18 protein-coding genes are annotated in these 26,370 nt (G+C 62.7%); 9 read left to right on the top strand and 9 right to left on the bottom strand.

Annotated elements, in window-relative coordinates; genetic code table 11:
• Window positions 1–285 precede the first annotated feature (285 nt).
• The 5 genes from prmB to dapC are packed head-to-tail and all read right to left on the bottom strand — an operon-like array spanning window position 286 to window position 5,645.
• The gene (gene prmB / locus J2X15_RS02665) at window positions 286–1,176 is read right to left on the bottom strand and encodes a 50S ribosomal protein L3 N(5)-glutamine methyltransferase (protein WP_310339233.1); all 891 of its coding nucleotides are present in this window, start codon (window positions 1,174–1,176) and stop codon (window positions 286–288) included.
• Entirely contained in the window at window positions 1,173–2,363 is a 1,191-nt protein-coding gene (dapE, locus tag J2X15_RS02660; RefSeq protein WP_310339231.1) for a succinyl-diaminopimelate desuccinylase, read from the bottom strand. The genes prmB and dapE overlap by 4 nt, the downstream gene beginning before the upstream one ends.
• A complete protein-coding gene (locus J2X15_RS02655) occupies window positions 2,363–3,529 on the bottom strand; it encodes a PilT/PilU family type 4a pilus ATPase (RefSeq protein ID WP_310339229.1) in 1,167 nt (388 codons plus the stop codon). The genes dapE and J2X15_RS02655 overlap by 1 nt, the downstream gene beginning before the upstream one ends.
• A 39-nt stretch (window positions 3,530–3,568) precedes the next feature.
• Window positions 3,569–4,393 carry a 2,3,4,5-tetrahydropyridine-2,6-dicarboxylate N-succinyltransferase gene (gene dapD, locus J2X15_RS02650; RefSeq protein WP_310339226.1) on the bottom strand — a complete coding sequence of 275 codons (825 nt, stop codon included), beginning with the start codon at window positions 4,391–4,393 and terminating at the stop codon, window positions 3,569–3,571.
• Window positions 4,394–4,427: 34 nt separating this feature from the next.
• A complete protein-coding gene (gene dapC, locus J2X15_RS02645; RefSeq protein WP_310339224.1) occupies window positions 4,428–5,645 on the bottom strand; it encodes a succinyldiaminopimelate transaminase in 1,218 nt (405 codons plus the stop codon).
• A 213-nt stretch (window positions 5,646–5,858) separates the two neighbouring features.
• Here dapC and smc point away from each other — a divergent pair, with 213 nt between their 5' ends.
• The 5 genes from smc (at window position 5,859) to J2X15_RS02620 (ending at window position 14,866) form a co-directional block, all read left to right on the top strand.
• Window positions 5,859–9,374 (top strand): chromosome segregation protein SMC, encoded by a 3,516-nt coding sequence (gene smc, locus J2X15_RS02640; RefSeq protein ID WP_310339221.1) that lies wholly within the window; start codon window positions 5,859–5,861, stop codon window positions 9,372–9,374.
• 28 nt (window positions 9,375–9,402) lie between these two features.
• The gene (locus J2X15_RS02635; protein ID WP_310339219.1) at window positions 9,403–10,446 is read left to right on the top strand and encodes a cell division protein ZipA C-terminal FtsZ-binding domain-containing protein; all 1,044 of its coding nucleotides are present in this window, start codon (window positions 9,403–9,405) and stop codon (window positions 10,444–10,446) included.
• 16 nt (window positions 10,447–10,462) lie between these two features.
• The gene (ligA, locus tag J2X15_RS02630) at window positions 10,463–12,529 is read left to right on the top strand and encodes an NAD-dependent DNA ligase LigA (protein WP_310339218.1); all 2,067 of its coding nucleotides are present in this window, start codon (window positions 10,463–10,465) and stop codon (window positions 12,527–12,529) included.
• Window positions 12,526–13,065 (top strand): peptide deformylase, encoded by a 540-nt coding sequence (gene def / locus J2X15_RS02625; RefSeq protein ID WP_310339216.1) that lies wholly within the window; start codon window positions 12,526–12,528, stop codon window positions 13,063–13,065. Before ligA ends, def begins: the two co-directional genes overlap by 4 nt.
• A gap of 226 nt (window positions 13,066–13,291) precedes the next feature.
• Entirely contained in the window at window positions 13,292–14,866 is a 1,575-nt protein-coding gene (locus J2X15_RS02620; protein ID WP_310339215.1) for a sensor domain-containing diguanylate cyclase, read from the top strand.
• On the opposite strand, the gene J2X15_RS02615 is transcribed toward J2X15_RS02620, so the two are convergent.
• From J2X15_RS02615 to J2X15_RS02605, 3 genes are read right to left on the bottom strand one after another with little or no spacing between them, the layout of a single operon-like run.
• The gene (locus tag J2X15_RS02615) at window positions 14,856–17,453 is read right to left on the bottom strand and encodes a [protein-PII] uridylyltransferase (RefSeq protein ID WP_310339213.1); all 2,598 of its coding nucleotides are present in this window, start codon (window positions 17,451–17,453) and stop codon (window positions 14,856–14,858) included. The genes J2X15_RS02620 and J2X15_RS02615 overlap by 11 nt on opposite strands.
• A gap of 25 nt (window positions 17,454–17,478) precedes the next feature.
• On the bottom strand, window positions 17,479–18,288 hold the full coding sequence (gene map, locus J2X15_RS02610; RefSeq protein ID WP_310339210.1) for a type I methionyl aminopeptidase: 810 nt from the start codon (window positions 18,286–18,288) through the stop codon (window positions 17,479–17,481).
• A gap of 43 nt (window positions 18,289–18,331) precedes the next feature.
• Window positions 18,332–18,880 (bottom strand): response regulator, encoded by a 549-nt coding sequence (locus J2X15_RS02605; protein ID WP_310339209.1) that lies wholly within the window; start codon window positions 18,878–18,880, stop codon window positions 18,332–18,334.
• A gap of 161 nt (window positions 18,881–19,041) precedes the next feature.
• Here J2X15_RS02605 and purL point away from each other — a divergent pair, with 161 nt between their 5' ends.
• From purL to J2X15_RS02585, 4 genes are all read left to right on the top strand, one after another.
• On the top strand, window positions 19,042–23,079 hold the full coding sequence (purL, locus tag J2X15_RS02600) for a phosphoribosylformylglycinamidine synthase (protein ID WP_310339207.1): 4,038 nt from the start codon (window positions 19,042–19,044) through the stop codon (window positions 23,077–23,079).
• A 144-nt stretch (window positions 23,080–23,223) separates the two neighbouring features.
• Entirely contained in the window at window positions 23,224–23,862 is a 639-nt protein-coding gene (locus J2X15_RS02595; protein ID WP_310339206.1) for an NAD(P)H-dependent oxidoreductase, read from the top strand.
• A gap of 255 nt (window positions 23,863–24,117) precedes the next feature.
• Window positions 24,118–24,873: a hypothetical protein gene (locus J2X15_RS02590; protein ID WP_310339204.1), complete on the top strand. Its 756-nt coding sequence runs from the start codon at window positions 24,118–24,120 to the stop codon at window positions 24,871–24,873.
• 12 nt (window positions 24,874–24,885) lie between these two features.
• A complete protein-coding gene (locus tag J2X15_RS02585) occupies window positions 24,886–25,779 on the top strand; it encodes a thioredoxin domain-containing protein (protein ID WP_310339202.1) in 894 nt (297 codons plus the stop codon).
• Window positions 25,780–25,786: 7 nt separating this feature from the next.
• On the opposite strand, the gene J2X15_RS02580 is transcribed toward J2X15_RS02585, so the two are convergent.
• Window positions 25,787–26,278: a Crp/Fnr family transcriptional regulator gene (locus tag J2X15_RS02580; RefSeq protein WP_310339199.1), complete on the bottom strand. Its 492-nt coding sequence runs from the start codon at window positions 26,276–26,278 to the stop codon at window positions 25,787–25,789.
• Window positions 26,279–26,370 lie beyond the last annotated feature (92 nt).

Here is a 26,370-nt window from a genome sequence, read left to right as displayed (position 1 = left end):
CGCATCTCGCGGGCGAACACTTTGGGTTCGCAGTATTCATTTCGTTAAGGCCGTTGTTGGCCGGCTTGTTCTGTGGCAACCGCGAACAGCGCCTACGCCCGGACACCCCATCCACCAACCCAGCGGTGCACTTTTTTGCGTTCCAGGGAGCCCCTTCGTAGCGGCAGGTCAGGGGTAGGGGGCGCAGTGAGGTCAAGGAGGAGGCCGAAGGCCGGGGGACACGAACGGAGCTCCCTGCTCCTGGCCTGTTGCGGGCTCAGTACTGAAGCCCAGCACCAAGAGGCGCTAAAGCAGCAAGGCCTCCTTGGTCACCAACAACACCTGCTCTTCACCCGCACTGGTTTCCAGCCAGACCACTTCAAGCGCAGGAAAGGCGGCTTCAAAAAAGTCGCGTTCATTGCCGATTTCCAGCACCAAAACGGCATCGTCAGCCATATGGTCCGGTGCTTGTCGCAACAACGTACGCACAAAGTCCATGCCATCGCCACTGCCGCCGGACTGGTTGCCGTCCAGCGCGATAAAGGGCTCCGCCTTGTACTCCGCAGGCAGAGCAGCCATGCTCTGCGCGTTCACATACGGTGGATTGCAGAGAATCAAATCAAACGGTCCGGGCACAGCAGTCAGTCCATCAGACTCCACCAACTGCATGCGGTCCTGCAAGCTGTGCTTGTCCACATTGATGCGGGCCACGGCCAGAGCATCGGTGGAAATATCAGCACCCGTGACTTCCACATCTGGATAAACCATGGCCGCCAAGATAGCCAAGCTGCCGTTGCCGGTGCACAAGTCCAGCACGCGGCGTGTGCTTTCCTTCAACCAGTAGTCAATGCTGCCATCCACCAGCAGCTCGGCAATCAGCGAACGCGGCACGATCACGCGCTCGTCCACATAGAACGGCACGCCCTGCAGCCAGGCCTCGTTCGTCAGATAGGCCGCGGGCTTGCGCGTGGTGATGCGTGCTCCTAAAAGCGTAGCTGCTCGCGCATATTCCTCGGGGGCTACAGGCCTGTTTGCCTCAGAAGCCTCTCCGTTCAGCGGTGTATCCAGTGGCAGGCCCAGCGCATGCAGTACCAGCCATGCGGCTTCGTCCCGCGCGTTGGTGGTGCCGTGGCCGAAGGAGACCTGGGCGTCCGTAAGCTGCTGGGTGGCGTGGGCCACCAGTTCCAACAAGGTCATGCCTGCGCCTGACGGTTCAGGTTGACCAGCACCTGGCGGTAGATGTTCTTCAGCGGCTCAATATCCGCCACCGCCACAAACTCGTTGATCTTGTGGATGGTGGCGTTGGGCGGGCCCAGTTCAATCACCTGGGGACAGACCTGGGCGATAAAGCGCCCGTCGCTGGTGCCACCGGTGGTGGACAGCTGGGTTTCGATGCCGGTCTCTGAGCGGATGGCATCGCGCACCGCGTCCACCAGCGTACCGGGCGTGGTGAGGAAGGGCAGGCCGCCCACGGTCCAGGCCAGGTCGTATTCCAGTTCGTGCTTTTCCAGCACGCTGGCCAAGCGCTTTTGTAGCGACTCGGGCGTGGACTCGGTAGAGAAGCGGAAGTTGAAATCGATCACTACGTGGCCTGGAATCACATTGCTGGCGCCGGTGCCGCCGTGCATATTGCTGACTTGCCAGGTGGTGGGCGGGAAGAAGTCGTTGCCACGGTCCCACTCGATGCCCACCAGCTCGGCCAGCGCGGGCGCGGCCAGGTGGATGGGGTTTTTGGCCAGGTGCGGGTAGGCAATGTGGCCCTGCACGCCCTTGACCGTGAGCTTGCCGCTCATGGTGCCGCGCCGGCCGTTCTTGATCATGTCGCCCGTGCGTTCCACCGAGGTGGGCTCGCCCACGATGCAGTAGTCCAGCACCTCGCCACGCGCTTTGAGCGTGTTGCAGACCACTACGGTGCCGTCGTTGGCCGGGCCTTCCTCGTCGCTGGTCAGCAGCAGGGCGATGTTCAGGTCGGGCTGGGGCGTGGCGGCCAAAAACTCTTCAATGGCCACCACAAACGCGGCCAGCGAGGTCTTCATGTCGCTGGCGCCGCGGGCAAACAGCTTGCCGTCGCGGTGTGTGGGCACAAAGGGCGCACTGTCCCATTGCTCCAGTGGGCCCGTGGGCACGACGTCGGTGTGGCCGGCAAATACCAGCGTCTTGGCTGCTATGGATTTGCTAGCTGCTGGCGCAATATTGACGGGGGCTGTAGCCCGTTTTGCCCATAAATTGGTGACGCGGAAGTCAGCGGGGCCACTCTCGATGGTTTCGCAGACAAAGCCCAAAGGGGCCAGGCGTTGGGCAATCAGGGTTTGGCAGCCGCCATCCAGCGGGGTGACCGAAGCCATGGAAAGCAGCTGCTCAGTGAGCTGCAAAGTTTTCGTCATCAGTGCTTCACGTCCAGGGTAATTTCGGTGAACGAGGCTTCTTCTTCCTCTTCCACCGCAGCAGCCGGCTTGGCGGCCTTGCTAAAGTCGTTTTGCAGGCGCCACAACAGGTTGGTTGGCGAATCCGCATGGGACAGGCCCTCTTTGCGCTCGACCACGCCTTCCACAATCAGGCGGGCGATGTCGTGCTCGAAGGTTTGCGAGCCCTCGGCCATGGATTTTTCCATGGCTTCCTTGACGCCCGAGAAGTCGCCTTTTTCAATCAGCTCGGCAATCAGTTTGGTGTTCAGCAGCACCTCGGCGGCCGGCGTGCGCATGCCTGCCATCGTGCGCAGCAGGCGCTGCGACACCACGGCGCGCAAGGCCGCAGCCAGGTCGCCCAGCATGGTGGAGCGCACTTCCACAGGGTAGAAGCTCAGAATCCGGTTCAGCGCCTGGTAGCTGTTGTTGGCGTGCATGGTGGCCAGGCACAGGTGGCCCGACTGCGCATAGGCAATGGCTGCTGACATGGTTTCACGGTCGCGGATCTCACCAATCAGGATCACGTCTGGTGCCTGGCGCAGTGCGTTTTTCAGCGCCACTTGCAGGTTTTGCGTGTCGGTACCGATTTCGCGCTGGTTGACGATGGATTTCTTGTTCTTGAACAAAAACTCCACCGGGTCTTCGATGGTCAAGATGTGGCCCGAGACGTTTTCGTTGCGGTAGTCCATCATGGACGCCAGCGTGGTGCTCTTGCCCGCGCCGGTGGCCCCCACCATGAGCAGCAGTCCGCGCTTTTCCATGATCAGGTCGCCCAGAATCGGTGGCAACTGCAGGTTGGCCAGGGAAGGAATGTCCACCGCGATATAGCGGATCACCGCGGCGATGGATCCCCGCTGGCGCATGGCGCTGACGCGGAAACGGCCAACCCCCGCCATGGGAAAGCCCACATTGAGTTCCCCTTCGACGTCCAGCAGCGCCATCTGTTCAGGCGAGAGCACCTCGGCCAGCAGGTTCTTGGGCGCATCGGCAGGCAGCACCTGGCTGTTGATCGGTACGCACTGGCCATTGATCTTGATCAGCGCAGGCGCATGCGCGGACAAGTACACATCCGACGCCTTCTTGTCGCTCATCAGGCGAAGAATGCGCTCCATCGTTCCCGACGGTTGGGGCGTGGTGGTGGCCATGGCGTACCTCTCAGAACAGGTCTATGGGTTTAATCGCGCTCAATCACGCAAGAGGTCGTTGAGCGATGTCTTGGAACGCGTCTGGGCGTCCACACGCTTGACGATGATGGCCGCGTACAGGCTGTACTTGCCGTCATTCTTGGGCAGGCTGCCGCTGATGACCACCGAGCCAGAAGGAATGCGGCCATAGCTCACGGTGTCGGTGGCGCGGTCATAAATCGGGGTGCTTTGGCCGATGTACACGCCCATGGAGATCACCGAGTTTTCTTCCACGATCACGCCTTCGACCACTTCGGAGCGGGCGCCGATGAAGCAGTTGTCTTCAATGATGGTGGGGCCGGCCTGCATGGGTTCGAGCACACCACCAATGCCCACGCCACCGGACAGGTGCACGTGCTTGCCGATCTGCGCGCAGGAGCCCACAGTGGCCCAGGTGTCAACCATGGTGCCTTCGTCCACATACGAGCCGATGTTGCAGTAGGACGGCATCAAGATCACGCCCTTGCCCTGGAAGCTGCCGCGGCGCGCCACGGCGGGTGGCACTATGCGCACACCGCTGGCCTTGAGGTCGGCTTCGGACATGCCGGAGAACTTGGTGCCCACCTTGTCGTAAAAGCCCAGGTCGCCGGACTGCACGATGGCGTTGTCCTTCAGGCGGAAGCTCAGCAGCACGGCTTTCTTGATCCACTGGTGGGTGGTCCACTGGCCCACGGCTTCACGCGTAGCCACGCGCAGGCGGCCAGCGTCGAGTTCATTCAGCACGTGCTCCACGGCATCGCGCACTTCAGCGGGAGCGGAGGTGACGGAGATGTTGGCGCGGTCTTCCCACGCGGCTTCGATAACGGTTTGCAGTTGTTGGCTCATAGGGCTTTTGAGAAGGGAAAAGTGGTTGAAAGACTCAGGAAACTCGGGATTTCACAAACTGGACGATGCGCTGCGCGGCTTCCACGCACTCTGCGGCTTCGGCCACCAGCGCCATGCGGATGCGCTGCGCGCCAGGGTTGCTGCCATGGGCCTCGCGGGCCAGGTAGCTTCCGGGCAAGACCGTCACATTGTAAAGAGCGAGCAGGTCACGCGCGAAATCCGTGTCGCTGCCCTCCACCTTGGCCCACAAATAAAAGCCCGCATCGGGCAAGGCCACGTCCATCACCTCGGCCAGCATGGGGGTAACCTGGGCAAACTTGTCGCGGTATTGCGCGCGGTTGTCCACCACGTGGGCCTCGTCGTCCCAGGCTGCGGCGCTGGCGGTCTGCACCACCATGCTCATTGCGCTGCCGTGGTAGGTGCGGTACAGCAAAAATTGCTTGATCAGCTTGGCATCGCCCGCGCAAAAACCGCTGCGCATGCCCGGCACATTGCTGCGCTTGGACAGGCTGGTGAAGGACACCAGGTTCTTGAAGTCACTACGGCCCAGCTTGGCAGCGGCTTCCAGCCCACCCAGCGGCGGCTCGTCGCGGAAGTAAATCTCGCTGTAGCACTCGTCAGACGCGATCACAAAGCCGTACTGGTCGCTCAGGGCAAACAGCTTGGCCCATTCGGACAGCGGCATCACGGCGCCCGCCGGATTGCCCGGCGAACAGACATACAGCAACTGGGTGCGTGCCCAGACGTCTGCGGGCACGCTGTCCCAGTCCTGCGCAAAGTTGCGCGCCGGGTCGGACGCTACAAAGTAGGGCTGGGCACCGCACAGCAGGGCCGCGCCTTCGTAGATTTGGTAGAACGGGTTGGGGCAGACCACCTGCACGGGACCGCGCGCGTCGGCCTTCTCGGGGTTCACCACGGTCTGGGCGAAGGCAAACAGTGCCTCGCGCGAGCCGTTAATGGGCAACACCTGGGTGGCCGCGTCCAGCTGCAGGCCATAGCGCCGCTCCAGCCAGCGGACCATGGAACTGCGCAACTTGGCGTCGCCCGCCGTAGCGGGGTAGACCGACAGGCCGCCGTCAGCGCTGCGGATGGCGTCGCAGTAGGCGTCTTTGATGAGGTCGGGCGTGGGATGGCGGGGCTCGCCAATGCCCAAACTGATGGGGCGGTAGGCGGGGTTAGGGGTGACGGTGGAGAACAGCTGGCGCAGGCGTTCAAAGGGGTAGGCTTGCAGGCGCGACAAATTCGGGTTCATGGGGCGGCATTATCCCCTGAGTCCCCGGCGCATCCGGGCATAACGCGCCCTACAGTGGGTTGGCGTGGCGGTGGTTTTCAGGCTGTAACGTTTGCCCAGCGCTGCATAGCGGATACAGCAGCTGCTACACAGTATCATCGGGGGCCATTCGTCAGTCACCGCTGACTGATTAATCCAATGAAATCAACTGCTTAGAGCAGATACCACCGATCCGTGCGCCTTAATTCCATCAAGTTATCCGGCTTCAAGTCCTTCGCGGAGCCCACCAACTTCCTGTTGCCGGGGCAACTGGTGGGCGTGGTGGGGCCCAACGGCTGCGGCAAATCCAACATCATGGATGCGGTGCGCTGGGTGCTGGGTGAGAGCAAGGCCAGCGAGCTGCGTGGCGAGTCCATGCAGGACGTGATCTTCAACGGCACCACCAGCCGCAAGCCCGCCAGCCGCGCCAGCGTGGAGCTGGTGTTTGACAACGCCGACCACCGGGCCGGTGGCCAGTGGGGCCAGTTCGGCGAAATTGCCGTGAAGCGCGTGCTGACACGCGATGGCGGCTCCAGCTACTTCATCAACAACCAGCCGGTGCGCCGCCGCGACGTGCAGGACGTGTTCCTGGGTACCGGCCTCGGGCCGCGTGCCTACGCCATCATCGGCCAAGGCACGATCAGCCGCATCATCGAATCCAAGCCCGAAGAGCTGCGCCTGTTCCTCGAAGAAGCGGCGGGGGTTTCCAAGTACAAAGAGCGCCGCCGCGAGACGGAAAACCGCCTCAGCGACACGCGTGAGAACCTGACCCGCGTGGAAGACATCCTGCGCGAGCTCAACGCCAACCTCGAAAAACTGGAAAAACAGGCCGAGGTGGCTGCCAAGTACAACGCACTGCAGTCTGAAGTGACCCTCAAGCAGCACCAGCAGTGGTTTTTGAAGCGCGCCGAGGCGCTGGCCGACCAGGCCAAGGTGCAGTCCGAAGGTCTGGGTGCCGTCAACGCGCTAGAAGCCCGCATGGCCGATCTGCGCCATATCGAGGCCGATCTGGAAACCGTGCGCCAGGCCCACTATGCGGCCGGTGACCAGGTGAACCAGGCCCAGGGCCTGCTGTACGAAGCCAGCACCGATGTAGGCCGCCTGGAGGCCGAAATTCGCTTTGTCGTGGAAGGCCGCCAGCGCGTCGAACAGCGCCTGGTCACGCTGAAAGACCAGATTGCAGAATGGGCCGTGCGCCGCGACGATGCGCAGGCCGAGATTGAGCGTCTGGCCGAACTGGCTGCCTTGGGCGAAGAGCAAACCGAGCTGCTGGCCGCCCAGGTGGAAGAGCAGTCCATGCAGCTGCCCGATATCGAAGAGGCCGTGGCCACCGCACAGGCCGCCGCCAACGACCAGCGCGGCAGCGTGGTGCAAGTGCAGCAGCAGATCCAGGTGCTGGCCGCCGAGCAGCGCAGCATCGAAGAGCAAAGCCGTCAACTGAACACCCGCCGCGACCGCCTGATGACGGACCGCAACGCACTGTCTGCGCCCGACGAAGCCCGCCTGATCAGCCTGCAGGAGCAGTTGGAGGCCGCGCAGGAAACCAACCAGATCGCCGAGGCCCGCCTGCATGAGCTGCAGGAGTCGGTGCCCCAGTTGGACGAAGCCCGGCGCACCCAGCAGCAAACGGTGAACGACGAGTCAGCCAAGCAGGCGGACTTTTCGGCCCGACTGGAAGCACTGAAGGCCTTGCAGGAAAAGGTAAAGACTGACGGCAAGCTGCAACCCTGGTTGGCCAAACATGGCCTGGGCCATTTACAGGGCTTGTGGACCCGCATCCACATCGAACAGGGCTGGGAAAACGCGCTGGAAGGCGCGTTGCGTGAGCGACTGGGGGCACTGGAAGTGTCCCGGCTGGAGATGCTGCGCGCCTTTGCGGTGGACGCACCGCCCGCCAAGCTGGCGTTTTACACCCCCCCTTTGGCCGCCGCACCCGAGCGTGCCAGTGCCTTGCCCCGCCTGTCCGACTTGTTGCGCATAAACGAAGCCGGGCAAAAGGCCGTGTTGACCGACTGGCTGCAGGGCTGCTACACCGCCGCCACATTTGAAGATGCCCTGGCCCAACGCGACAAGCTACAGGCCGGCGAAAGCATTTATGTGAAGTCCGGTCATGTGGTCACCGCGCACAGCGTGAGTTTTTACGCCCAGGACAGCGAGCAAGCCGGGCTGCTGGCCCGCGCGCAGGAAATTGAAAACCTGGAAAAGCAGCTGCGCGCCCAGCAGCTGATTGCCGACGAATCCCGCATGGCGCTGAGCCGCGCCGAAAGCGCCTACGCCGAGAGCGCCCAGCGCCTGGTGGGCGTGCGCCGCGAGGCCGCAGAAACCCAGAGCCGCGCGCACGAGTTGCAGGTGGAAACCTTGCGCTTGTCCCAGTTGCTGGAGCAAACCCGGGCGCGCAGCGCGCAGATCGAGGCCGACATGGCCGAGGTGGAAGCGCAGCTGGACGACTTGCAAGAGCGCCGTGTGGAGGCTGAAGGCCGTTTCGAATCGCTGGACATGCAGCTGGCCGACAGCCAGGAGCGTCATGCCCAGTTGGAAGAGCGCGTGATCGAAGGCCAGCGCAAGCTGGTGCAGTGCCGCGAGCAGCAGCGCAGCCTGGAGCGCCAGGCGCAAGAGGCGGTGTTTGCGCAGCGCAGCCTGCAAGCCCGCAACGCAGAACTCTCGCGTGCTATAGAAACTGCAGCACAGCAAACGCAGAATATTCTGTCCGAAGAGCAGCGCGCGCAAGAAGAAATGGCACGCCTGACCGATGCGGCGGCCCAGGCCGGCCTGCAAAACGCCCTGGCCCTGAAGCTGGAACGCGAACAGGCCCTGGGCGCCAAGCGCAGCGAGTACGACGACCTGACCGCCAAGCTACGCGCCAGCGATGAGCGCCGCATGCAGCTGGAGCGCGAACTGGACCCACTGCGCCAGCGCATCACTGAATTCCAGCTCAAGGAACAAGCTGCGCGCCTGGGCTTTGAGCAGTTTGAAGCGCAATTGGTAGACGCCCAGGCCGACCTGGCCGCGGTGGAACAAAGTATCAAGGACGGCAATGTGCGCCTGTTCGGCATGCAGGGCGACATCGATCGCCTGCACCGCGAGATTGCCGCCCTAGGTGCGGTCAACCTGGCGGCGCTGGACGAGCTGACAGCGGCCCGCGAACGCAAACAGTTCTTGGATGCCCAAAACGTGGACCTGACCCAGGCCATGAACACGCTGGAAGACGCGATCCGCAAGATCGACGCCGAAACGCGCGAGCTGCTGTCGGGCACCTTTGACCAGGTCAACATGCACTTTGGCCGCATGTTCCCCGAGCTGTTTGGTGGTGGCAATGCGCGTCTGGTGATCACCGGCGACGAGATTCTGGACTCCGGCGTGCAGGTGATTGCGCAGCCGCCCGGCAAGAAGAACCAGACCATCCACCTGCTGTCGGGTGGCGAAAAAGCGCTGACCGCCATCGCGCTGGTGTTCGCCATCTTCCAGCTGAACCCCGCACCGTTCTGTTTGCTGGACGAGGTGGACGCGCCGCTGGATGACGCCAACACCGAGCGCTATGCCAAGCTGGTTTCCAGCATGAGCAAGGGAACGCAGTTCCTGTTCATCAGCCACAACAAGATCGCCATGGAAATGGCCGAGCAACTGATTGGCGTGACCATGCAGGAGCAGGGCGTTTCCCGTATCGTGGCCGTGGACATGGAGTCCGCCGTCACCCTGGCTGAACTGGCGTGAGCGCCAGCAACCCACACAAGACCTAACGATGAGCAACTTACAACTCGGACTGGCAATCGCAGGCGGCGTAGTGCTCGCTGGCGTGGTGGCGCACAGCGCCTGGACCTCGCGCCGCAACGCGCCACGCCAGGCTCAGCCAGAACCCGCCACCGACGACACACTGCCTACCGCTGGCCGCGAGCCCACGCTGTCCGACAACGCGCTGGAAACACCCGCTTTCACGCTGCCCCAGGCACCGCGTCGCCCGGCCATGGACTCGCTGATCGACGTGATTGCCACCGTGGCGCTGGACCCTTCCGTCACCGCCGTGTCGGGTGAGGCCGCGCTGGCCGCCTTGCCCAGCACCCGCCGCGCCGGGACCAAACCGTTCTCGGTCGAGGGCTACAACCTGGTCACCCTGGTGTGGGAAGCGCCGGGCCTGGGCCAGCGCTACGGTGGTTTTCAGGCCGGTGTACAGCTGGCCAACCGATCCGGCGCACTGAACGAGATTGAATATTCCGAGTTCGTGGTGAAGACCCAGGCCTTTGCCGACGCCATTAACGCCACGCCCGAGTTTCCCGAGATGCTGGACGAAGTGGCCCGTGCCCGTGAGCTGGACCAGTTTGCCAGCGCCCACGACGCCCAGCTGGGCTTCACCATCCGCGCGCGCAATGCGTCATGGAGCCCCGGCTACATCCAGCAAAACGCGGCGCGCCTGGGTTTTGTGCAGGGCGTGATTCCCGGTCGCCTGGTGCTGCCATGCTCGGTGGACGGCCTGCCGCCGCTGCTGGTGCTGAGCTTTGACTCCCAAGCGGCGCTGGCCGAAGACCCGGCCCAATCCGCCATCCGCGACATCAGCCTGCACCTGGATGTAGCCCAGGTGGATCGTGCCGAGCAGCCATTTGAGCGCATGCGCGAAGCCGCATCCGCCCTTGCCCAGGCGATGGAAGGCGTGGTGACCGACGACAACGGCCAACCCCTGGCCGCGCAGACCATGGACGTGATCGGCACCGAGCTGCAAACCCTGTACGACACGCTGGAACAGCGTGACTTGGCTGCAGGTTCACCACTGGCGCGACGTTTGTTCAGCTAAATTTTTTGGGTCAGGTATGGCATCGCTGGACTTGTTTTCTTCCGAGCCGGCCACGCCGGACTACGCTCAATTGCAGGCGCTGCGCGCACAACTGCACCACCATGCGCACCAGTACTACGTGCTGGACGCGCCGACGATTCCCGATGCCGAATACGACCGCCTGTTTCGGGAATTGCAGGCCCTCGAGGCGGTGCACCCCGAGTGGGTGACACCCGACTCGCCCACCCAGCGCGTGGGCGGCAAGCCACTGGACGCCTTTGCCACCGTACGCCATGTGGTGCCCATGCTGAGCATTCGCACCGAGACCGACACCGAATCCACCGGCGCCCAGGCTTTTGATGCCCGCGTGCGCAAAGAACTGGGCCTGGGCGAGGCTGACGCACCTGTGGAGTACGTGGCCGAACTCAAGTTCGACGGCCTGGCCATGAGCCTGCGCTATGAACAGGGCGTGCTGGTCCAGGCTGCCACGCGGGGTGACGGTGAATACGGTGAAGACGTCACACAAAACATCCGCACCATCGGACAAATCCCCTTGCGCTTGCCAGAGGGTGTGCCCGCCGTGCTGGAAGTGCGTGGCGAGGTCTACATGCGCCGCGATGACTTTGAGGCCATGAACGAGAAACAGCGCGAGAAGGGCGAGAAAACCTTTGTGAACCCGCGCAACGCCGCGGCAGGTGCCGTGCGCCAGCTGGACCCCGGCATTGCGGCCCAACGGCCCCTGAGCTTTTTTGCGTACGGATTGGGTGAGGTGACTGCAGCGGAGCAGGGCGGGCCTGCGTTTGCCACGCACTACGGCATGCTGCAAACCCTCAAATCATGGGGTTTTCCGGTTGCAGCCCTCGTGGATATTGCGCGAGGTGCTCCTGAATTAATAGCGTACCATCAGCGTATTGGTGCCTCGCGCGACCAGTTGCCCTACGACATCGACGGCGTGGTCTACAAGGTCAACAGCCTGGCGCTGCAGCGTCAACTGGGCTTTGTGACCCGCGAGCCGCGCTGGGCCGTGGCGCACAAATACCCGGCGCAGGAACAGATCACCAAGGTGCTGGGCATTGACGTGCAGGTGGGCCGCACCGGCAAGCTTACGCCCGTGGCGCGCCTCGATCCGGTGTTTGTGGGCGGCACCACAGTGTCCAACGCGACACTGCACAACTTGTTTGAACTGCGCCGCAAGAAAGTGCGTATTGGAGACATGGCCATCGTGCGCCGCGCCGGGGATGTGATCCCCGAAGTGGTGGGTATTGTGAGCACGGGTCCACGTGCCACTTACGTGCCCAACTTCCGAATGCCCCGCAAATGTCCTATCTGTGGCAGCGATGTGGTGCGCGAAAAGACCGAAATGAACCACCGCTGCAGTGGCGGCCTGTTTTGTGGTGCCCAACGCAAACAAGCCATCCTGCATTACGCGCAACGCCGCGCGGTGGAGGTGGAGGGCCTGGGTGAAAAGCTGGTGGACCAGCTGGTGGAGAGCAACACTATCCGCACACTGCCCGATCTCTACAAACTGGGCTTGAGCACGCTGGCCGCGCTGGACCGCATGGCCGAGAAGTCGGCGCAGAACATCGTTGCCGCGCTGGAAAAGTCCAAGCAAACCACGCTGCCGCGCTTTCTGTTTGGCCTGGGCATTCGCCATGTGGGCGAGGCTACGGCCAAGGAACTGGTGCGCCACTTCGGTACCTTGGACGCCATCATGGATGCGTCGGAAGAAGCCCTGACCGGTGTGAGTGACGTAGGCCCCATCGTGGCCAAGAGCCTGCACACCTTCTTTGCACAACCCCATAACCGCGAGGTCGTGGAACAGCTGCGCGCCTGCGGCGTGACCTGGGAAGAGGGCGCACCAGCCGAGCAGGCCCCCAAGCCGCTGGCGGGCAAAACCTTTGTGCTGACCGGCACCTTTCCCACCCTGAGCCGCGACCAAGCCAAAGACCTGCTGGAAGCCGCAGGTGCCAAGGTGGCAGGTTCGGTGAGTAAAAAGACCAGCTATGTGGTGGCCGGGACGGAGGCCGGCAGCAAGTTGGACAAAGCCCAGGAACTGGGTGTGCCCGTGCTGGACGAGGCGGCCATGTTGGAGATGCTGAAATGACCGTACGTGACATTTTGAAAATGGGCGACCCGCGCCTGCTGCGCGTGGCGCAACCTGTGACCGAGTTCGACACCGACGCGCTGCACCTGCTGATCACCGACATGCTGGACACCATGCGCGCGGTCAATGGTGCCGGCCTGGCCGCACCGCAGATTGGGGTGGACCTGCAACTGGTGATCTTCGGCAGCAACGACCGCAACCCGCGCTACCCGGACCGGCCCGTGGTACCGCCCACGGTGCTTATCAATCCGGTGATCACGCCATTGGGCGATGCCGAGGAAAGTGATTGGGAAGGCTGTCTGTCAGTACCGGGCCTGCGCGGCGTGGTGCCACGCTGGGCGCATATCCGCTACACGGGGTTTGACCAGTACGGCGAGCCCATCGACCGCACGGTGGATGGCTTCCATGCGCGCGTGGTGCAGCATGAGTGCGACCACTTGATTGGCAAGCTCTACCCGATGCGCGTGCGAGACTTCGCTCAGTTTGGCTACACCGAAGTGCTGTTTCCTGGCATTGCGGCGAGCGAGGATGACTGAAAGCGCACTGCTACCAAAAGCGTAGCAGTTTGCGCAGTGTCTACGGGGGCCAAGGGCTTGGTTTCTTATATCTAAGACTCCTTTATTTACACCAGAGGAGCGTGATCTGCTTGTACGGCGAGCGAGTTTGGCGGTAAGCTGCTTGGCATAACAAAGTCGTTGCAGCGCCTCCATGGTCAAAACCACGCGCCATCTTTTTGCGGGTTTAGGAATCGGTCCCCGGATCGTGGTTGCGTTCGCCCTGGTGTTTGGCCTGATGGGCAGCTTAGGCCTGCTGCTGATGAAAAATAGCCTGTTGCCTACGTTTGACAGCATTGAGCGCCGCTTTGCGCTGGACAGCGCCAAACGCGTGGTGAGCGGCTTTGACGAGCAAATGGCGGCGGTGAGCGCACTGAACCACGACTGGGCCTTCTGGGACGAGCTGTACTTTCACCTGCAGCGCCCCAACAAGGTTTTTGAGCGCAGCAACATCGGCAGCGCTGCCATGTTGACCTCCAACCTCAACGCCGTGCTGCTGCTGGACCGCCAGCACCAGATGGTGGGGTTTGGCGCCCGCGAACTCAGTGGCGGCGTGATGCCACGTGCACCGGACATGCTGGTGCCGCTGCTGCGGCGCTGGGCTCACAAGCCGCAGAACCCCAAGGTCACCGAGTGCGGCCTGGCTTGGCTGCAGACCAAGCTGGCCGCCGTGTGCTGGACGCAAGTGGTGCACAGCGACGGCAGCGGCCCCGCAGCCGGCACCGTGGTGATGGCGCGCGAACTCGATGCCGCCACGCTGGCAGGCATCGCCCAGAATGCCGGGGCCGCTTTCACGCTGGACCCCACCGACGGCAGCGCAGCAGATACTCCGCACGAACCGACAGACACCTGGAAACTGCCGGATTTCCATTTCCTGGCACATGGTGATGTGGGCGTGCAGTACAGCCCCGCCACCATCACCCTGAAATACCGGCTGGAAGACCTGGAGGGCGACCCGCTCGCCTGGGTGCACATGCGCATGGAACGCAGTCTCATGGCGCAGGCACAGCATGTGGTGACCGACGTGCTGTTTCAGCTGGCGGCTGTGGCTCTGGCCACCGGACTGGTGCTACTGCTGGCGGTGCACTGGTGGCTGGTGCGTCCGATTGCGCGCCTGCATGCCGACGTGGTGGCACTGAGCGCTTCGCGCCGCTGGGATAGCGTGCTGCGCTATGACCGCCCGGATGAAATTGGGGCACTCACGCAGGGTGTGAATGGGTTGTTGGCGGTGCTGCGCGCGCAGGTGGATACGCTGGAGACCCTCTCCAGCACCGACGCCCTGACGGGCATCGCCAATCGTCGGCTGTTTGACGAGCGCCTGGGTCTGGAGTTGGGTCGGCTGGCGCGGCGTTCTGCCCCACTATCGCTGCTGCTGTTGGATGTGGACCATTTCAAGCTGTACAACGACCACTATGGCCATCCCAAGGGCGACTCCGTGTTGCAGCAACTGGGCCACCTGCTACAAACCTGCGGCCGCCAGCAGGACCTTCCTGCACGCCTGGGTGGTGAGGAGTTTGCCATGCTGCTGCCCGATACCGATGCAGTCGGAGCCCGTGCGTTGGCGGACAAGATCATGAAGGCGCTGGAGGCACTGAACCTGGAGCATGTGCGTTCTCCCACCGCCGCCACGTTGACTGTGAGCATTGGCGTGTCCACCTGGACCACCGTTCAGGGTAGTGGTGCCGAGCTATTTGCCCAGGCAGACAAGGCGCTGTATGCGGCCAAGCACAGCGGGCGCATGCGTACCTGTGTGTACGGTGCACCCGATGTTCCTAGGCTTTGAGGGCGTCCAGCAGTTCGGTTTCGATCTCGATCTGCGCACGGTTGTGCTGCAGTTGCGGTCCGTGGATCAGAAAGGTATCTTCCACGCGCTCGCCCAGCGTAGCTACCTTGGCCAATTGCACCTCGATCTGGTGGCGCGCCAGCACCCGGGCCACGCTGTAAAGCAGGCCCAGGCGGTCGCTGGCCGAGATATTGAGCAGCCAGCGCTGCGCTTTTTCATCGGGCTTCAGTGACACGCGCGGCGCAATAGGAAAGCTCTTGACCCGGCGCGACACCCGGCCGCGGCTGGGGGCGGGCAGGGGGCCGGCTTCGGCGATGGCTTGCGCCAAGCCGCTCTCCAGCAGGCTGGTCGTCTCGCGGTAGTGCTCGTCCATGTCCGCCGTTGTGACCACCTGGAAGGTATCCAGCGCATAGCCCTTGTTGGTGGTGTGGATGCGCGCATCCAGAATGCTGAAGCCACCCTGGTCGAAGTAACCGCAGATGCGGGCAAACAGGTCGGTCTGGTCCTGGGTGTAGACCAGCACCTGCAGGCCTTCGCCCACGGGGGAGCGGCGCACCCGCACGATGGGCAGGGCCGTGGCCACATGGCGGGACAGCTGCTTGGTGTGCCAGGCGATGTCGGCCGCATCGTGGCGCATGAAGTAGCTCACGTCCAGCGTGTCCCACAGCGGTTTGTGGGCTTCAAATGGCATGGCGTACAGCGCTACCATCACCAATGCTTCGCGCTTGCGGGCTTCCACCTCGGCGTCAGGGTCGGGTGCGCGGCCACCCAGAGCCCGGGCCGTGTATTTGTACAGATCTTCCAGCAGCTTGCCTTTCCAGGCATTCCACACCTTGGGACTCGTGCCGCGGATGTCGGCCACGGTCAGCAGGTACAGCGCGGTCAGGTAGCGCTCGTTGCCCACGCGCTTGGCAAAGCCGGCGATGACGGCAGGGTCAGACAGGTCCGACTTCTGAGCGATACGGCTCATGGTCAGATGCTCGCCGACCAGGAATTCGATGAGTTTGGCGTCTTCCGTTGCAATGCCATGCTGCTTGCAGAAGCGGCGTGCTTCCACAATGCCCAGCTCGGAATGGTCGCCACCGCGGCCCTTGGCAATGTCGTGGAACAGGGCGGCCACGTACAAAATCCAGGGCTTGTCCCAGCCCGAGGCCAGCTGGGAGCAGAACGGGTATTCGTGCGCATGCTCCACCATGAAGAAGCGCCGTGCGTTGCGCAGCACCATGAGAATGTGCTGGTCCACGGTGTAGACGTGGAACAGGTCGTGCTGCATCTGGCCCACGATCTTGCGGAACACCCAGAGGTAGCGGCCCAGCACCGAGGTCTGGTTCATCAGCCGCATGGCGTGGGTAATACCGTCGGGCGCCTGCAGGATCTGCAGAAAGGTAGCGCGGTTGACCGGGTCGCTGCGGAATTTGGCGTCCATGAGGTCGCGCGCGTTGTACAGCGCGCGCAGCGTGCGGGCCGACAGGCCCTTGATGCCCACGGTGGTCTGGTAGACCAGAAAGGTTTCCAGAATGGCGTGCGGGTTGCGGCGGTACAGCTCATCGCTGACCACGTCGATCATGCCAGCCTTGTCGTTGAAATGGTCATTGATGCGGCGCGGCGCATGGGTGGAGGGGTTGAGCCGCTCCTCAATGTTCATCAACAAAATCTGGTTAAGCTGGGTGACAGCCTTGGCGGCCCAGTAGTAGCGGCGCATCAGCGCCTCGCTGGCACGTACAAAGCTGCGCTTGTCGGTTTCGGGTGGCGGGGCTGTGTAGCCAAAGGATTCGGCCACCGCGTTCTGCATGTCAAAAATCAGGCGGTCTTCGCGGCGGTTGGCAATCAGGTGCAGGCGCGCGCGGATCAGCAGCAGCAGGGTCTCATTGCGCTGGATCTGTTTGACCTCAAAGTCAGTCGCCAGGCCGGTGGCGGCCAGGGCCTGCCAGTCGTCGCCATAGCCCGCGGCCTTGGCCACCCACAAGATCACCTGCAGGTCGCGCAGGCCGCCCGGCGATTCCTTGCAGTTGGGCTCCAGCGAGTAGGGCGTGTCTTCAAACTTGGTGTGGCGCTGGCGCATTTCCAGCGTCTTGGCCACAAAGAAGGCCTTGGGGTCCATGGCCGCGAAAAAGGCCTTTTGGAACTGGTCTACTAACGGTGCATTGCCCGTGATCAGCCGGCACTCCAGCAGCGCGGTTTGCACCGTCACGTCCTTGTCGGCCTCGGCCAGGCAGTCGCTCAGGGTGCGCACGCTGGAGCCGATCTCCAGGCCCACATCCCAGCAGCTGCCAATGAAGGCTTCGATCTTCTTTTGCAGCTCCGGGTCGAACTCGGGCGACTGGCCATCGGGCAGCAGCACCAGCACGTCCACATCCGAATGCGGGAACAGCTCGCCGCGGCCAAAGCCGCCCACGGCCAGCAGGGCATAGGGCTCTCCCAGACCGGCGTGCTGCCACAGGCGCACCAGAACGCTGTCGGTGAGCTGGGACATGCGTTGCAGCACCTTGCGCACCGCGCGTCCCGTGGACTGGGGCGTAGCAATGGTTTGCAGCAACTGCGCTTTGTGCGCGCGGTACTCGCCACGCAGGGCCTGCAGCTCAATCATGGGGACTGGGATGGAGAAGGAAAACTCAGACCGCCACAAAGGCCGGTGTGGCCGGGCTGCCGACGGACAGCGTCAGCACTTCGTAGCCCGTGGGCGTCACCAACACGGTGTGCTCCCATTGGGCAGAGAGCGAACGGTCTTTGGTTACGATGGTCCAGCCGTCTTTTTCGGGACCGTCCTTGATGTCCTTGCCACCGGCATTGATCATGGGCTCGATGGTGAATGTCATTCCCTCCACCAGTTTTTCCAGCGTGCCGGGGCGACCGTAGTGCAGCACCTGCGGCTCTTCGTGGAAGATGCGGCCGATGCCGTGGCCGCAGAACTCGCGCACCACGCTAAAGCCCTGGCCTTCGGCAAATTTCTGGATGGCATGGCCGATATCGCCCAGGTGGATGCCAGGCTTGACCATCTTGATGCCATGCCACATGGCGTCGTAGGTGATGGCGCACAGGCGTTTGGCCGCAATCGAGACCTCACCCACCATGAACATGCGGCTCGTGTCACCGTGCCAGCCATCCTTGATGACGGTGACGTCGATGTTGACGATGTCGCCCTTCTTGAGCTGTTTGTCATTGGGAATGCCGTGGCAGACCTGGTGGTTGACCGAGGTGCAGATGGACTTGGGGTAGGGGATATTGCCGCCGCCCGTGTAGTTCAGCGGAGCGGGAATGCCGCCTTGCACCTGGGTGATGTAGTCGTACGCCAGCTTGTCGAGCGCGTTGGTGGTGACGCCGGGCTGAACGAAGGGGGTGAGGTAGTCCAGAACTTCGGAGGCCAGCTTGCCCGCCACGCGCATGCCTGCAACGCCGTCCGCGTCTTTGTAGGTGATAGTCATGGGGCCAGATTATCCCAGACACGATGCAGTCGCGCTGGCAGCCTCAGCTACCCAGCGGCGCGGGCATGGTCAAGGGGGTTTTGCGGCGCGGCACCAGGCCGTCGTCCAGCAGGCGCTCCATGCGCTCAAACACCTCCATGCGGGAAAACGGCTTCTTCATGAAGTCGTCGGCCCCAATGGCGCTGCCAAAAAACTGCTCGGTGGCCTGCTCGTTGCCGCTGATCATGATCACCGGGATGTTGCGGGTCAATGGGTTGCGCCGCAGCACACGCAGGGCCGAAAAACCATTCATCTTGGGCAGCACGATGTCCAGAAAAATCAAGTCGGGCGGGTCGGCCAGCACCATTTCCAGGCCCACCTCGGCACTGGCGGCTACGCGCACATCCAGGCCAATGGACTGCAGGATCTTGCGCAGCGCAGCGCACACCGTGGCCGAATCGTCCACCACCACGATGCGTAGGTCAGGCCGGGCATTGAGCCGGGGGCGCAGCCGACGTTCGGGCAACTGCCCGGTCGGGTCCACGATGGGCAAGGGCTCGGCCGCGGCGCCGGGCGCCGTAAAAATGCTGCGGAATTTGGAAAAAATCGCCACCAACGAAGCTCCGTTTTGTTTGCCGGGCCCGCTGGCCCAGCGCCGAATTGTCCGCTTTTTGTCATGGGCTGCGTGGCCGGAGGCGACCGTGCAGCCAGTTAAAATCGCCGCTCACCCATCCAGCCCTTCGGGCAACGCTTCATCTTTCCTAGGCCACCACCGTGACCCTGCACATCACTTCTTTCGAAGGCGGCAACGCCCTGAGCAACTTCCGTGTTCAACAGCTTTTGCCGCTTCTGCAGGGCATTCACGACAAAATTTCGGGCATTTCGGCCCGTTTTGTCCATCTGGTGGCTACCGAAACTGCGCTGGATCAACCGCTGGCCAGCAAACTGGCCGCGTTGCTGACTTACGGCGACCCCTATGAAGGTGCCTCCGAAGGGCTGGCGATTGTGGTCAGTCCCCGTTTTGGTACGGTGAGCCCCTGGGCTTCCAAGGCCACGGACATCGCCCACAACTGCGGCCTGGCGGTCAAGCGCGTGGAGCGCCTGGTGGAATACCGCCTGACGCTGAAAAACGGCCTGTTGTCCAAAACTGCGCTGACACCCGAGCAGCTACAGCAGGTGGCCGCACTCCTGCACGACCGCATGACCGAAAGCGCCATGCTGGACCGCAACCAGGCGCAGGAACTGTTCAACGCCTTGCAGCCTGCGCCCATGGACCATGTGGATGTGTTGGGTGGTGGCAAGGATGCCTTGGTCAAGGCCAACACCCAGTTCGGCCTGGCCTTGGCGGCGGACGAGATTGACTACCTGGTCAACGCTTTCACTACATTGGGCCGCAACCCCACCGATGTGGAGCTGATGATGTTCGCCCAGGCCAACAGCGAGCACTGCCGCCACAAGATTTTCAACGCCCAGTTCACCATCGACGGCGTGGCGCAGGACAAGAGCATGTTCGGCATGATCCGCAACACGCACCAGCTGGCACCGCAGTACATGCTGGTGGCGTATTCGGACAACGCCTCCGTCATGGAAGGCGTGCAGGTCGAGCGGTTTGTAGCCAAATCCGCAGTCAATTCTGGCCCTAACCCCCGTGAAATAAGTGCGGCCAGCTATGAAAAGCGTAGCGAAACCAACCACATCCTGATGAAGGTGGAGACCCACAACCACCCGACCGCGATCTCCCCGTTTCCCGGTGCCTCCACCGGCGCGGGCGGAGAAATCCGCGACGAGGGCGCGACCGGCCGTGGCTCCAAGCCCAAGGCGGGCCTGACCGGTTTTACCGTCTCCAAGCTCTGGGGCAGCACCATGGGCAAGCCCGAGCACATTGCCAGCCCGCTGCAGATCATGGTCGAAGGCCCGCTGGGCGGCGCGGCGTTCAACAACGAATTTGGCCGACCCAACCTGTTGGGCTACTTCCGCGAATACGAGCAGACCGTGACCAGCGATGTGGACACCGTGGCACGTGGTTACCACAAGCCCATCATGATCGCGGGCGGTCTGGGCATCATCGACGCGGGCCAGACCCACAAAATCGAATTCCCCGCCGGCAGCCTGCTGATCCAGCTGGGTGGCCCCGGCATGCGCATCGGCATGGGCGGTAGCGCCGCCAGCTCGATGGCGACGGGCGCCAACGCAGCCGAGCTGGACTTTGATTCGGTGCAGCGCGGCAACCCCGAGATCGAGCGCCGGGCCCAAGAGGTGATCAACCAATGCTGGATGCAGGGCGACAAGAACCCGATCCTGGCGATTCACGATGTGGGCGCCGGTGGTCTGTCCAACGCCTTCCCCGAACTGACCAATGACGCCGGCCGCGGTGCGCGCTTCGACCTGCGTGCCGTCAAGCTCGAAGAGTCCGGCATGGCCCCCAAGGAAATCTGGTGCAACGAGAGCCAGGAACGCTATGTGATGGCGATTGCGCCAGCGTCGCTGGAACAGTTCCAGGCGCTGTGCGAGCGCGAGCGCTGCCCGTTTGCGGTGATTGGCGTGGCGACCGAAGAGCGTCAGTTGCAGCTAGTGGACGAGGGCGCCGAGTCGCCCGTCGACATGCCCATGAACGTGCTGCTGGGCAAGCCGCCCAAGATGCACCGCGACGTCAAGACCGTGGCGCGCACCTTCAAACCGTTGGACCTGACTGGTGTGGATATTCAAAAGGCCGTCATCGACGTGTTGGCCCATCCCACCGTCGCCTCCAAACGATTCCTGATCACCATTGGCGACCGCACCGTGGGCGGCTTGACCCACCGTGACCAGATGGTCGGCCCCTGGCAGGTGCCCGTGGCGGACTGCGCGGTCACGCTGGCGGACTTCAAGGGCTTTGCCGGTGAAGCCATGTCCATGGGCGAGCGCACGCCGCTGGCCGCTATCAATGCGCCCGCGTCCGGCCGTATGGCCGTGGCCGAGGCGATTACTAATTTGCTGGCCGCGCCGATTGAGCTGCCACGCGTGAAGCTGTCCGCCAACTGGATGGCCGCGTGTGGAGAAGCCGGTGAAGACGCGGCGCTGTACGCCACGGTCAAGGCCGTGGGTATGGAGCTGTGCCCGGCCTTGGGCATTTCCATTCCCGTGGGCAAGGACAGCCTGTCCATGCGCACGCAGTGGAAAGACGAAGGCACGGACAAGAAGGTGACGTCCCCTGTCTCCCTGATCGTGAGCGGCTTTGCCACGCTGCAAGATGTGCGCGGCACGCTGACCCCGCAACTCAACGCTTCTGAAGACACCACCCTGGTCCTGATCGACCTGGGCCGGGGCCAGCACCGCATGGCCGCCAGCATCCTGGCGCAAACGCTGGAGCAGACCGGCGACACCGTGCCCGATCTGGACGACGCGAAAGACCTGGTCAACCTGGTGAACGCAGTGAACGCGCTGCGCGCCAAGGGCCAGGTGTTGGCCTACCATGACCGCGGTGACGGTGGCCTGCTGGCCACGGTGGCCGAAATGGCCTTTGCCGGCCGCGTGGGTGTGGCGCTGAATGTAGACATGCTGGTCACCGAAGGGGACGGCATCAGCGACAGCCGCATGGATGTGGGCGACAGCAAAAACTGGGCAGGGCAGGTGGGTGCCCGCCGCGAGGAGTTGACGCTCAAGGCCCTGTTCAGTGAAGAACTGGGCGTGGTGCTGCAGGTGCGCACCGCAGAGCGTTCAGACGTCATGGCGACGCTGCGCGAGCATGGCCTGTCCAAGTTCAGCCATTTCATTGGCAAGACACGCCCCGCCACCGACGCGATTGCAGCGGGCAAGGGCGAGCTGCAAATCTGGCGCGACGCCAAGAGCATCTTCAGCGCCAAGCTGGCCGACCTGCACCAGGTGTGGGACGCCGTGAGCTGGAAGATTGCCCAGCAGCGCGACAACCCCGTGTGTGCCGATGCCGAACACGCCGCCGCGGGTGCCGAGAACGACCCCGGCCTGCATGTCTACCTGCCAAATACGGCGATAGCCCTCGTGGAATCTGCGCAAGCAGCTACTAAAAACGTAGCGCCTGCCATCCTGAGCAGCCGTCCCAAGGTAGCCGTCCTGCGTGAGCAGGGCGTCAATTCGCATGTGGAAATGGCCTACGCTTTCACCGAAGCGGGCTTTGAGGCTTATGACGTGCACATGACCGATCTGCAGACCGGCCGAGCCAAGTTGGCGGACTTCAAGGGCGTGGTGGCCTGCGGTGGTTTTAGCTACGGCGACACGCTGGGTGCGGGCATTGGTTGGGCGCGTAGCATCACGTTCAACGATGGGCTGTCCGACCAGTTCAAGGCCTTCTTTGCCCGCCAGGACACTTTTGGTCTGGGTGTGTGCAACGGCTGCCAGATGTTTGCCGAGCTGGCCGACATCATCCCGGGCGCCGAAGCCTGGCCGCGCTTCACCACCAACCAGAGCGAGCGCTTTGAGGCACGCCTAAGCTTGGTGGAAGTGCTGGAGTCGCCCAGCCTGTTCTTCAAAGACCTGGCCGGTATGCGCTTGCCGATTGCCGTGGCGCACGGCGAAGGCTTTGCCAACTTCAAGTACCGCGGTAACGCCGACCAGGCGATTGCAGCCATGCGCTACGTAGACAACAGCGGCGCGGCCACCGAAGCCTACCCGTTCAACCCTAACGGCAGCCCCGGCGGTTTGACGGCGGTGACCACGGCGGACGGCCGTTTCACGGCCATGATGCCGCACCCCGAGCGCGTGTTCCGCAATGTGCAGATGAGCTGGACCAACCTGGACCAGCACGCGCACAGCCCGTGGATCCAGCTCTGGCACAACGCGCGCAAGTGGGTGAGTTGAAGCGCAAATAACACATTTTGTGCGCCTTGGCTTGGCGCAGGTAAATGAAGGGAGCCGGCTCCGTGAATTCGGGCCCGCGCCCTTGTCTTTTGGCCAAGCCGCCCAAAATACTTGCCATAGCAACTATTTTTGAAAGTTCCCGACATGTCCGACCTGATCAACAAACTGCAATGGCGCTACGCCACCAAGAAGTTCAATCCCGCCAAGGTGGTGCCCCAGGAGAAGGTGGACCGCATTCTGGAGGCCGTGCGCCTGACTGCGACTTCCAGCGGCTTGCAGCCCTATGAAGTGTTTGTGGTCACCAGCAAAGCGGTGCGCGAGCGTATCAAGCCCATTGCCTGGAACCAGGAACAAGTCACTGACAGTTCGCACCTGCTGGTCTTCGCCGCCTGGGACAATTACACCGCCGAGCGCATCAACGCCATGTTTGACCTGGTGAACGCCGAGCGTGGCATCAAGAACGAAGGCTGGGAAAACTACCGCCAGATGCTGCTGGGCACTTACCCCCAGCGCGATGCCGAAGTGAATTACCAGCACGCCGCCCGCCAGGCCTACATCGGCCTGGGAACCGCTCTGATTGCCGCCGCTGAAGAGCAAGTCGATGCCACGCCCATGGAAGGCTTTGACCCCAAGGCGCTGGATGATATCTTGGGCCTGAACGCCCGCGGCCTGCGCAGCGTGGCTATCTTGCCCCTGGGCTACCGTGCCGAAGAAGGTGACTGGCTGGTGAACCTGAAAAAGGTGCGCCGCCCACGCGAACAGTTCATCACTGAAGTGGCCTGAAACGCCTCGGCATTGTGACCCCCAAAGGGCTGGTGATCACCAGCCCTTTTTTATGCGCGTCGCCTTGAGGCAAGGTATGGCGTAGTCAACTTTTTCACCTTTTCAAGGAATAAATTCTCGCTTGAAACAGTTTGTTGCAATTGGCATTCATGGCTCTTCAGGCCGCTAGAAGGCGATCGATAAGCTTGCGTGCGGCATGACACCCCGGCTTGGGGGCAGCCATTTTTTAATCCGAAGCGCAAGGGAGAGAACATGATGACAAAAACAGCAGGCCAATGGGCCTTGGTGTGGGCGATGGGTGCGAGTCTGGTGGGCGCGGCCCATGCGGCGGAGCCCGATGTGGGCGGTATCCGCCTGGGTATGGATGCGCAGGAAGCGCTGAAGATTGCCAACAACGATCTGCAAAACAAGGTCTACGTAGATACCGTCAAAACCACGCTGAACCTGACCATAGACGGCAAGACCGGATCTTTTGACAACTACACCTTCGGCCCCAAGTTTTCCAACGAAAACAAGATCCTGAACTTCAGCATTTCGCCGTTGACCAACAAAGTCTGGGCGATTACCAAGAATGAATACGTCGCCGGTGACCGCCCAGCGCTGAAGGCTATTGCAGATGCCGCGGCCAAATTCGGCAAGCACGACCCGGCCAGCATCAAGCCCACGGGGTACGGCCAGCATTGGATGTACGACAAAGCCGGCAAGGAGATTGAGTGGGTCAACGTCTACGACAAGCCCCGCAATGGCAATTGCTTTGAGTCGCTCAAGGACTATTCCATTGGCGGTGGGCGTATGCGAGGTTATCTGTACTACCCCGTGGCGCCCACCACGGCATGCGCCACGCTTTACAGCGTGTCAGCCAAGTCCAGCAAGCAGGACGGGCTGGCGGACCAGTTTTCGTCCTTTGCCATGGACGTGGGCGCCTTTGTCGACTGGTTCAAGGTGATGGATACGCAGCGGAACAAGGCGCTGGAAGACGAAAAAAACCGCGCAGCCAAACCCGCGCTCTGAGGAACCCACACCATGTTCCTTTCAGCCATACCAAGAGCGCGGCGCGCGCTGCTGTCAATGCTCGGCCTGACGGCTGCGTTGCTCACGGTCTCACCCGCGCAGGCAGACATCAAGAGCGTGAGCGCTGAGATTGCCAAGCTCTACAACAATGGCCGCGTCAGCGAGACCATCTTTCAGGACCTGTACCGCATTGACTTCGGCCCCAACTCGGCTCCGTATTACGTGAGCGAGTCCGTGAGCCTGATTCTGCAAACAGACGGTACCCAGATCACCCAGTGGACCCAGCCGATCAGCAAACCCGCCCCCATCAGCGATGAGGAGAAAAGTGGCGTGCTCAACGCCATCATCCACAACATCCGCTTTGACAAGCTGATCCAGCTCAAGCGCGGCAAGGGCACCAACCGCATCCTGCTGCTCTCTGCGTATGACTGCCCGTTTTGCATAAAACTGGAGCGCATGCTGGAGAGCGCCGGCGACAAGGTGGACGCCACTTTCTATATCGTGCCCGCCACGCTGAACCCCAGCGACAAGGCCCGTCAGGACAAGGTGCACAACATCTGGTGCGCCAACGACAACGCAGAGACCTGGCACCAGGGGTTAGTCAAAGCAAGCCAGCAGTATCCGGCCGGGGATACCAGCGCTGGTTGCACTTTGGGTGACCTGGACCGGCGGGACATGGCCATCCTGCTGCGCAGCCTGGGAACGAAGCAGATCGGTTATCCCTTCATGGTGCCGGACAACGGCCAGCCGATGGTGGCCGCGCAGGAGTTGCCCGTGTTTCTCGAGCAAATTAAGACCGGAGCAGAAAAGCAGTTCTGGGCCCCCAAGTACCGCGCGGTGTACCCGGTGGCGGAGTACGCGCAGTTCCGTGCCGACAAGGCCGGTCCGCGCGGCTGGTACAAATAGCCCGAACTTAGGTGACTGCCAGCCGCTTGTTGACGTCCAGCAGGCGGCTGGCCAGCACCGCACCCAGGGCCTGGCTCAACGCCAGGGCCACCGTGGGGTGCTCGTGGGCCAGGGCGGCAAACTGGGTCTGCTCCATTTCCCACACTTTGCAGTCGCTGTAGGCGGCCACCGATGCGCTGCGTGGCAGGCCGGAGAAAAAGCCGCCTTCGCCCACCACGGTGCCCGGCCCCAAGATGGCCAGGTGCACCAGACCGGTGTCGGTCTTCATGTCTACCTTCAGGTCGCCAGCCTCCAAAAAATACAGGGAACGCTCCCGCGCACCCTGGGCAATCAGCAACTGCCCGCGCTGCAGTGCGGTGGGCCGTACGTACAGCGTCAGTACGCTCCAGCGGTAGCCTTCCAGAAACTTGCCCAGCGTGCCTTCGCCTGCGTTGCGGGCAATGGCCGCCACCAGAGGGGTGACGTCGTGGGGACTGTGCGCAGAACTGGACGTGGCCATGGCAGTTTCTCCTCGCGGACGACAGCGGTCGCCGCAGGCATAGGGTACCCAGTTATGTCCCGCGCTGTCCAGCGCTTCGCGCCGGGCGGATT

This window comes from Rhodoferax saidenbachensis (genome assembly GCF_031457975.1).
In the GTDB taxonomy this organism is placed as follows: Bacteria; Pseudomonadota; Gammaproteobacteria; order Burkholderiales; family Burkholderiaceae_C; genus Allorhodoferax; species Allorhodoferax saidenbachensis_A.
This window is presented reverse-complemented; position numbering and strand designations above follow the sequence as displayed.

Bases quoted from the DNA above. Each gene is read 5' to 3' on its own strand.
- prmB (WP_310339233.1), bottom strand. From the start codon at position 1,176: ATGACCTTGTTGGAACTGGTGGCCCACGCCACCCAGCAGCTTACGGAC.
- dapE (WP_310339231.1), bottom strand. From the start codon at position 2,363: ATGACGAAAACTTTGCAGCTCACTGAGCAGCTGCTTTCCATGGCTTCG.
- J2X15_RS02655 (WP_310339229.1), bottom strand. From the start codon at position 3,529: ATGGCCACCACCACGCCCCAACCGTCGGGAACGATGGAGCGCATTCTT.
- dapD (WP_310339226.1), bottom strand. From the start codon at position 4,393: ATGAGCCAACAACTGCAAACCGTTATCGAAGCCGCGTGGGAAGACCGC.
- dapC (WP_310339224.1), bottom strand. From the start codon at position 5,645: ATGAACCCGAATTTGTCGCGCCTGCAAGCCTACCCCTTTGAACGCCTG.
- J2X15_RS02635 (WP_310339219.1), top strand. From the start codon at position 9,403: ATGAGCAACTTACAACTCGGACTGGCAATCGCAGGCGGCGTAGTGCTC.
- ligA (WP_310339218.1), top strand. From the start codon at position 10,463: ATGGCATCGCTGGACTTGTTTTCTTCCGAGCCGGCCACGCCGGACTAC.
- def (WP_310339216.1), top strand. From the start codon at position 12,526: ATGACCGTACGTGACATTTTGAAAATGGGCGACCCGCGCCTGCTGCGC.
- J2X15_RS02615 (WP_310339213.1), bottom strand. From the start codon at position 17,453: ATGATTGAGCTGCAGGCCCTGCGTGGCGAGTACCGCGCGCACAAAGCG.
- map (WP_310339210.1), bottom strand. From the start codon at position 18,288: ATGACTATCACCTACAAAGACGCGGACGGCGTTGCAGGCATGCGCGTG.
- J2X15_RS02595 (WP_310339206.1), top strand. From the start codon at position 23,224: ATGTCCGACCTGATCAACAAACTGCAATGGCGCTACGCCACCAAGAAG.
- J2X15_RS02590 (WP_310339204.1), top strand. From the start codon at position 24,118: ATGACAAAAACAGCAGGCCAATGGGCCTTGGTGTGGGCGATGGGTGCG.
- J2X15_RS02585 (WP_310339202.1), top strand. From the start codon at position 24,886: ATGTTCCTTTCAGCCATACCAAGAGCGCGGCGCGCGCTGCTGTCAATG.
- J2X15_RS02580 (WP_310339199.1), bottom strand. From the start codon at position 26,278: ATGGCCACGTCCAGTTCTGCGCACAGTCCCCACGACGTCACCCCTCTG.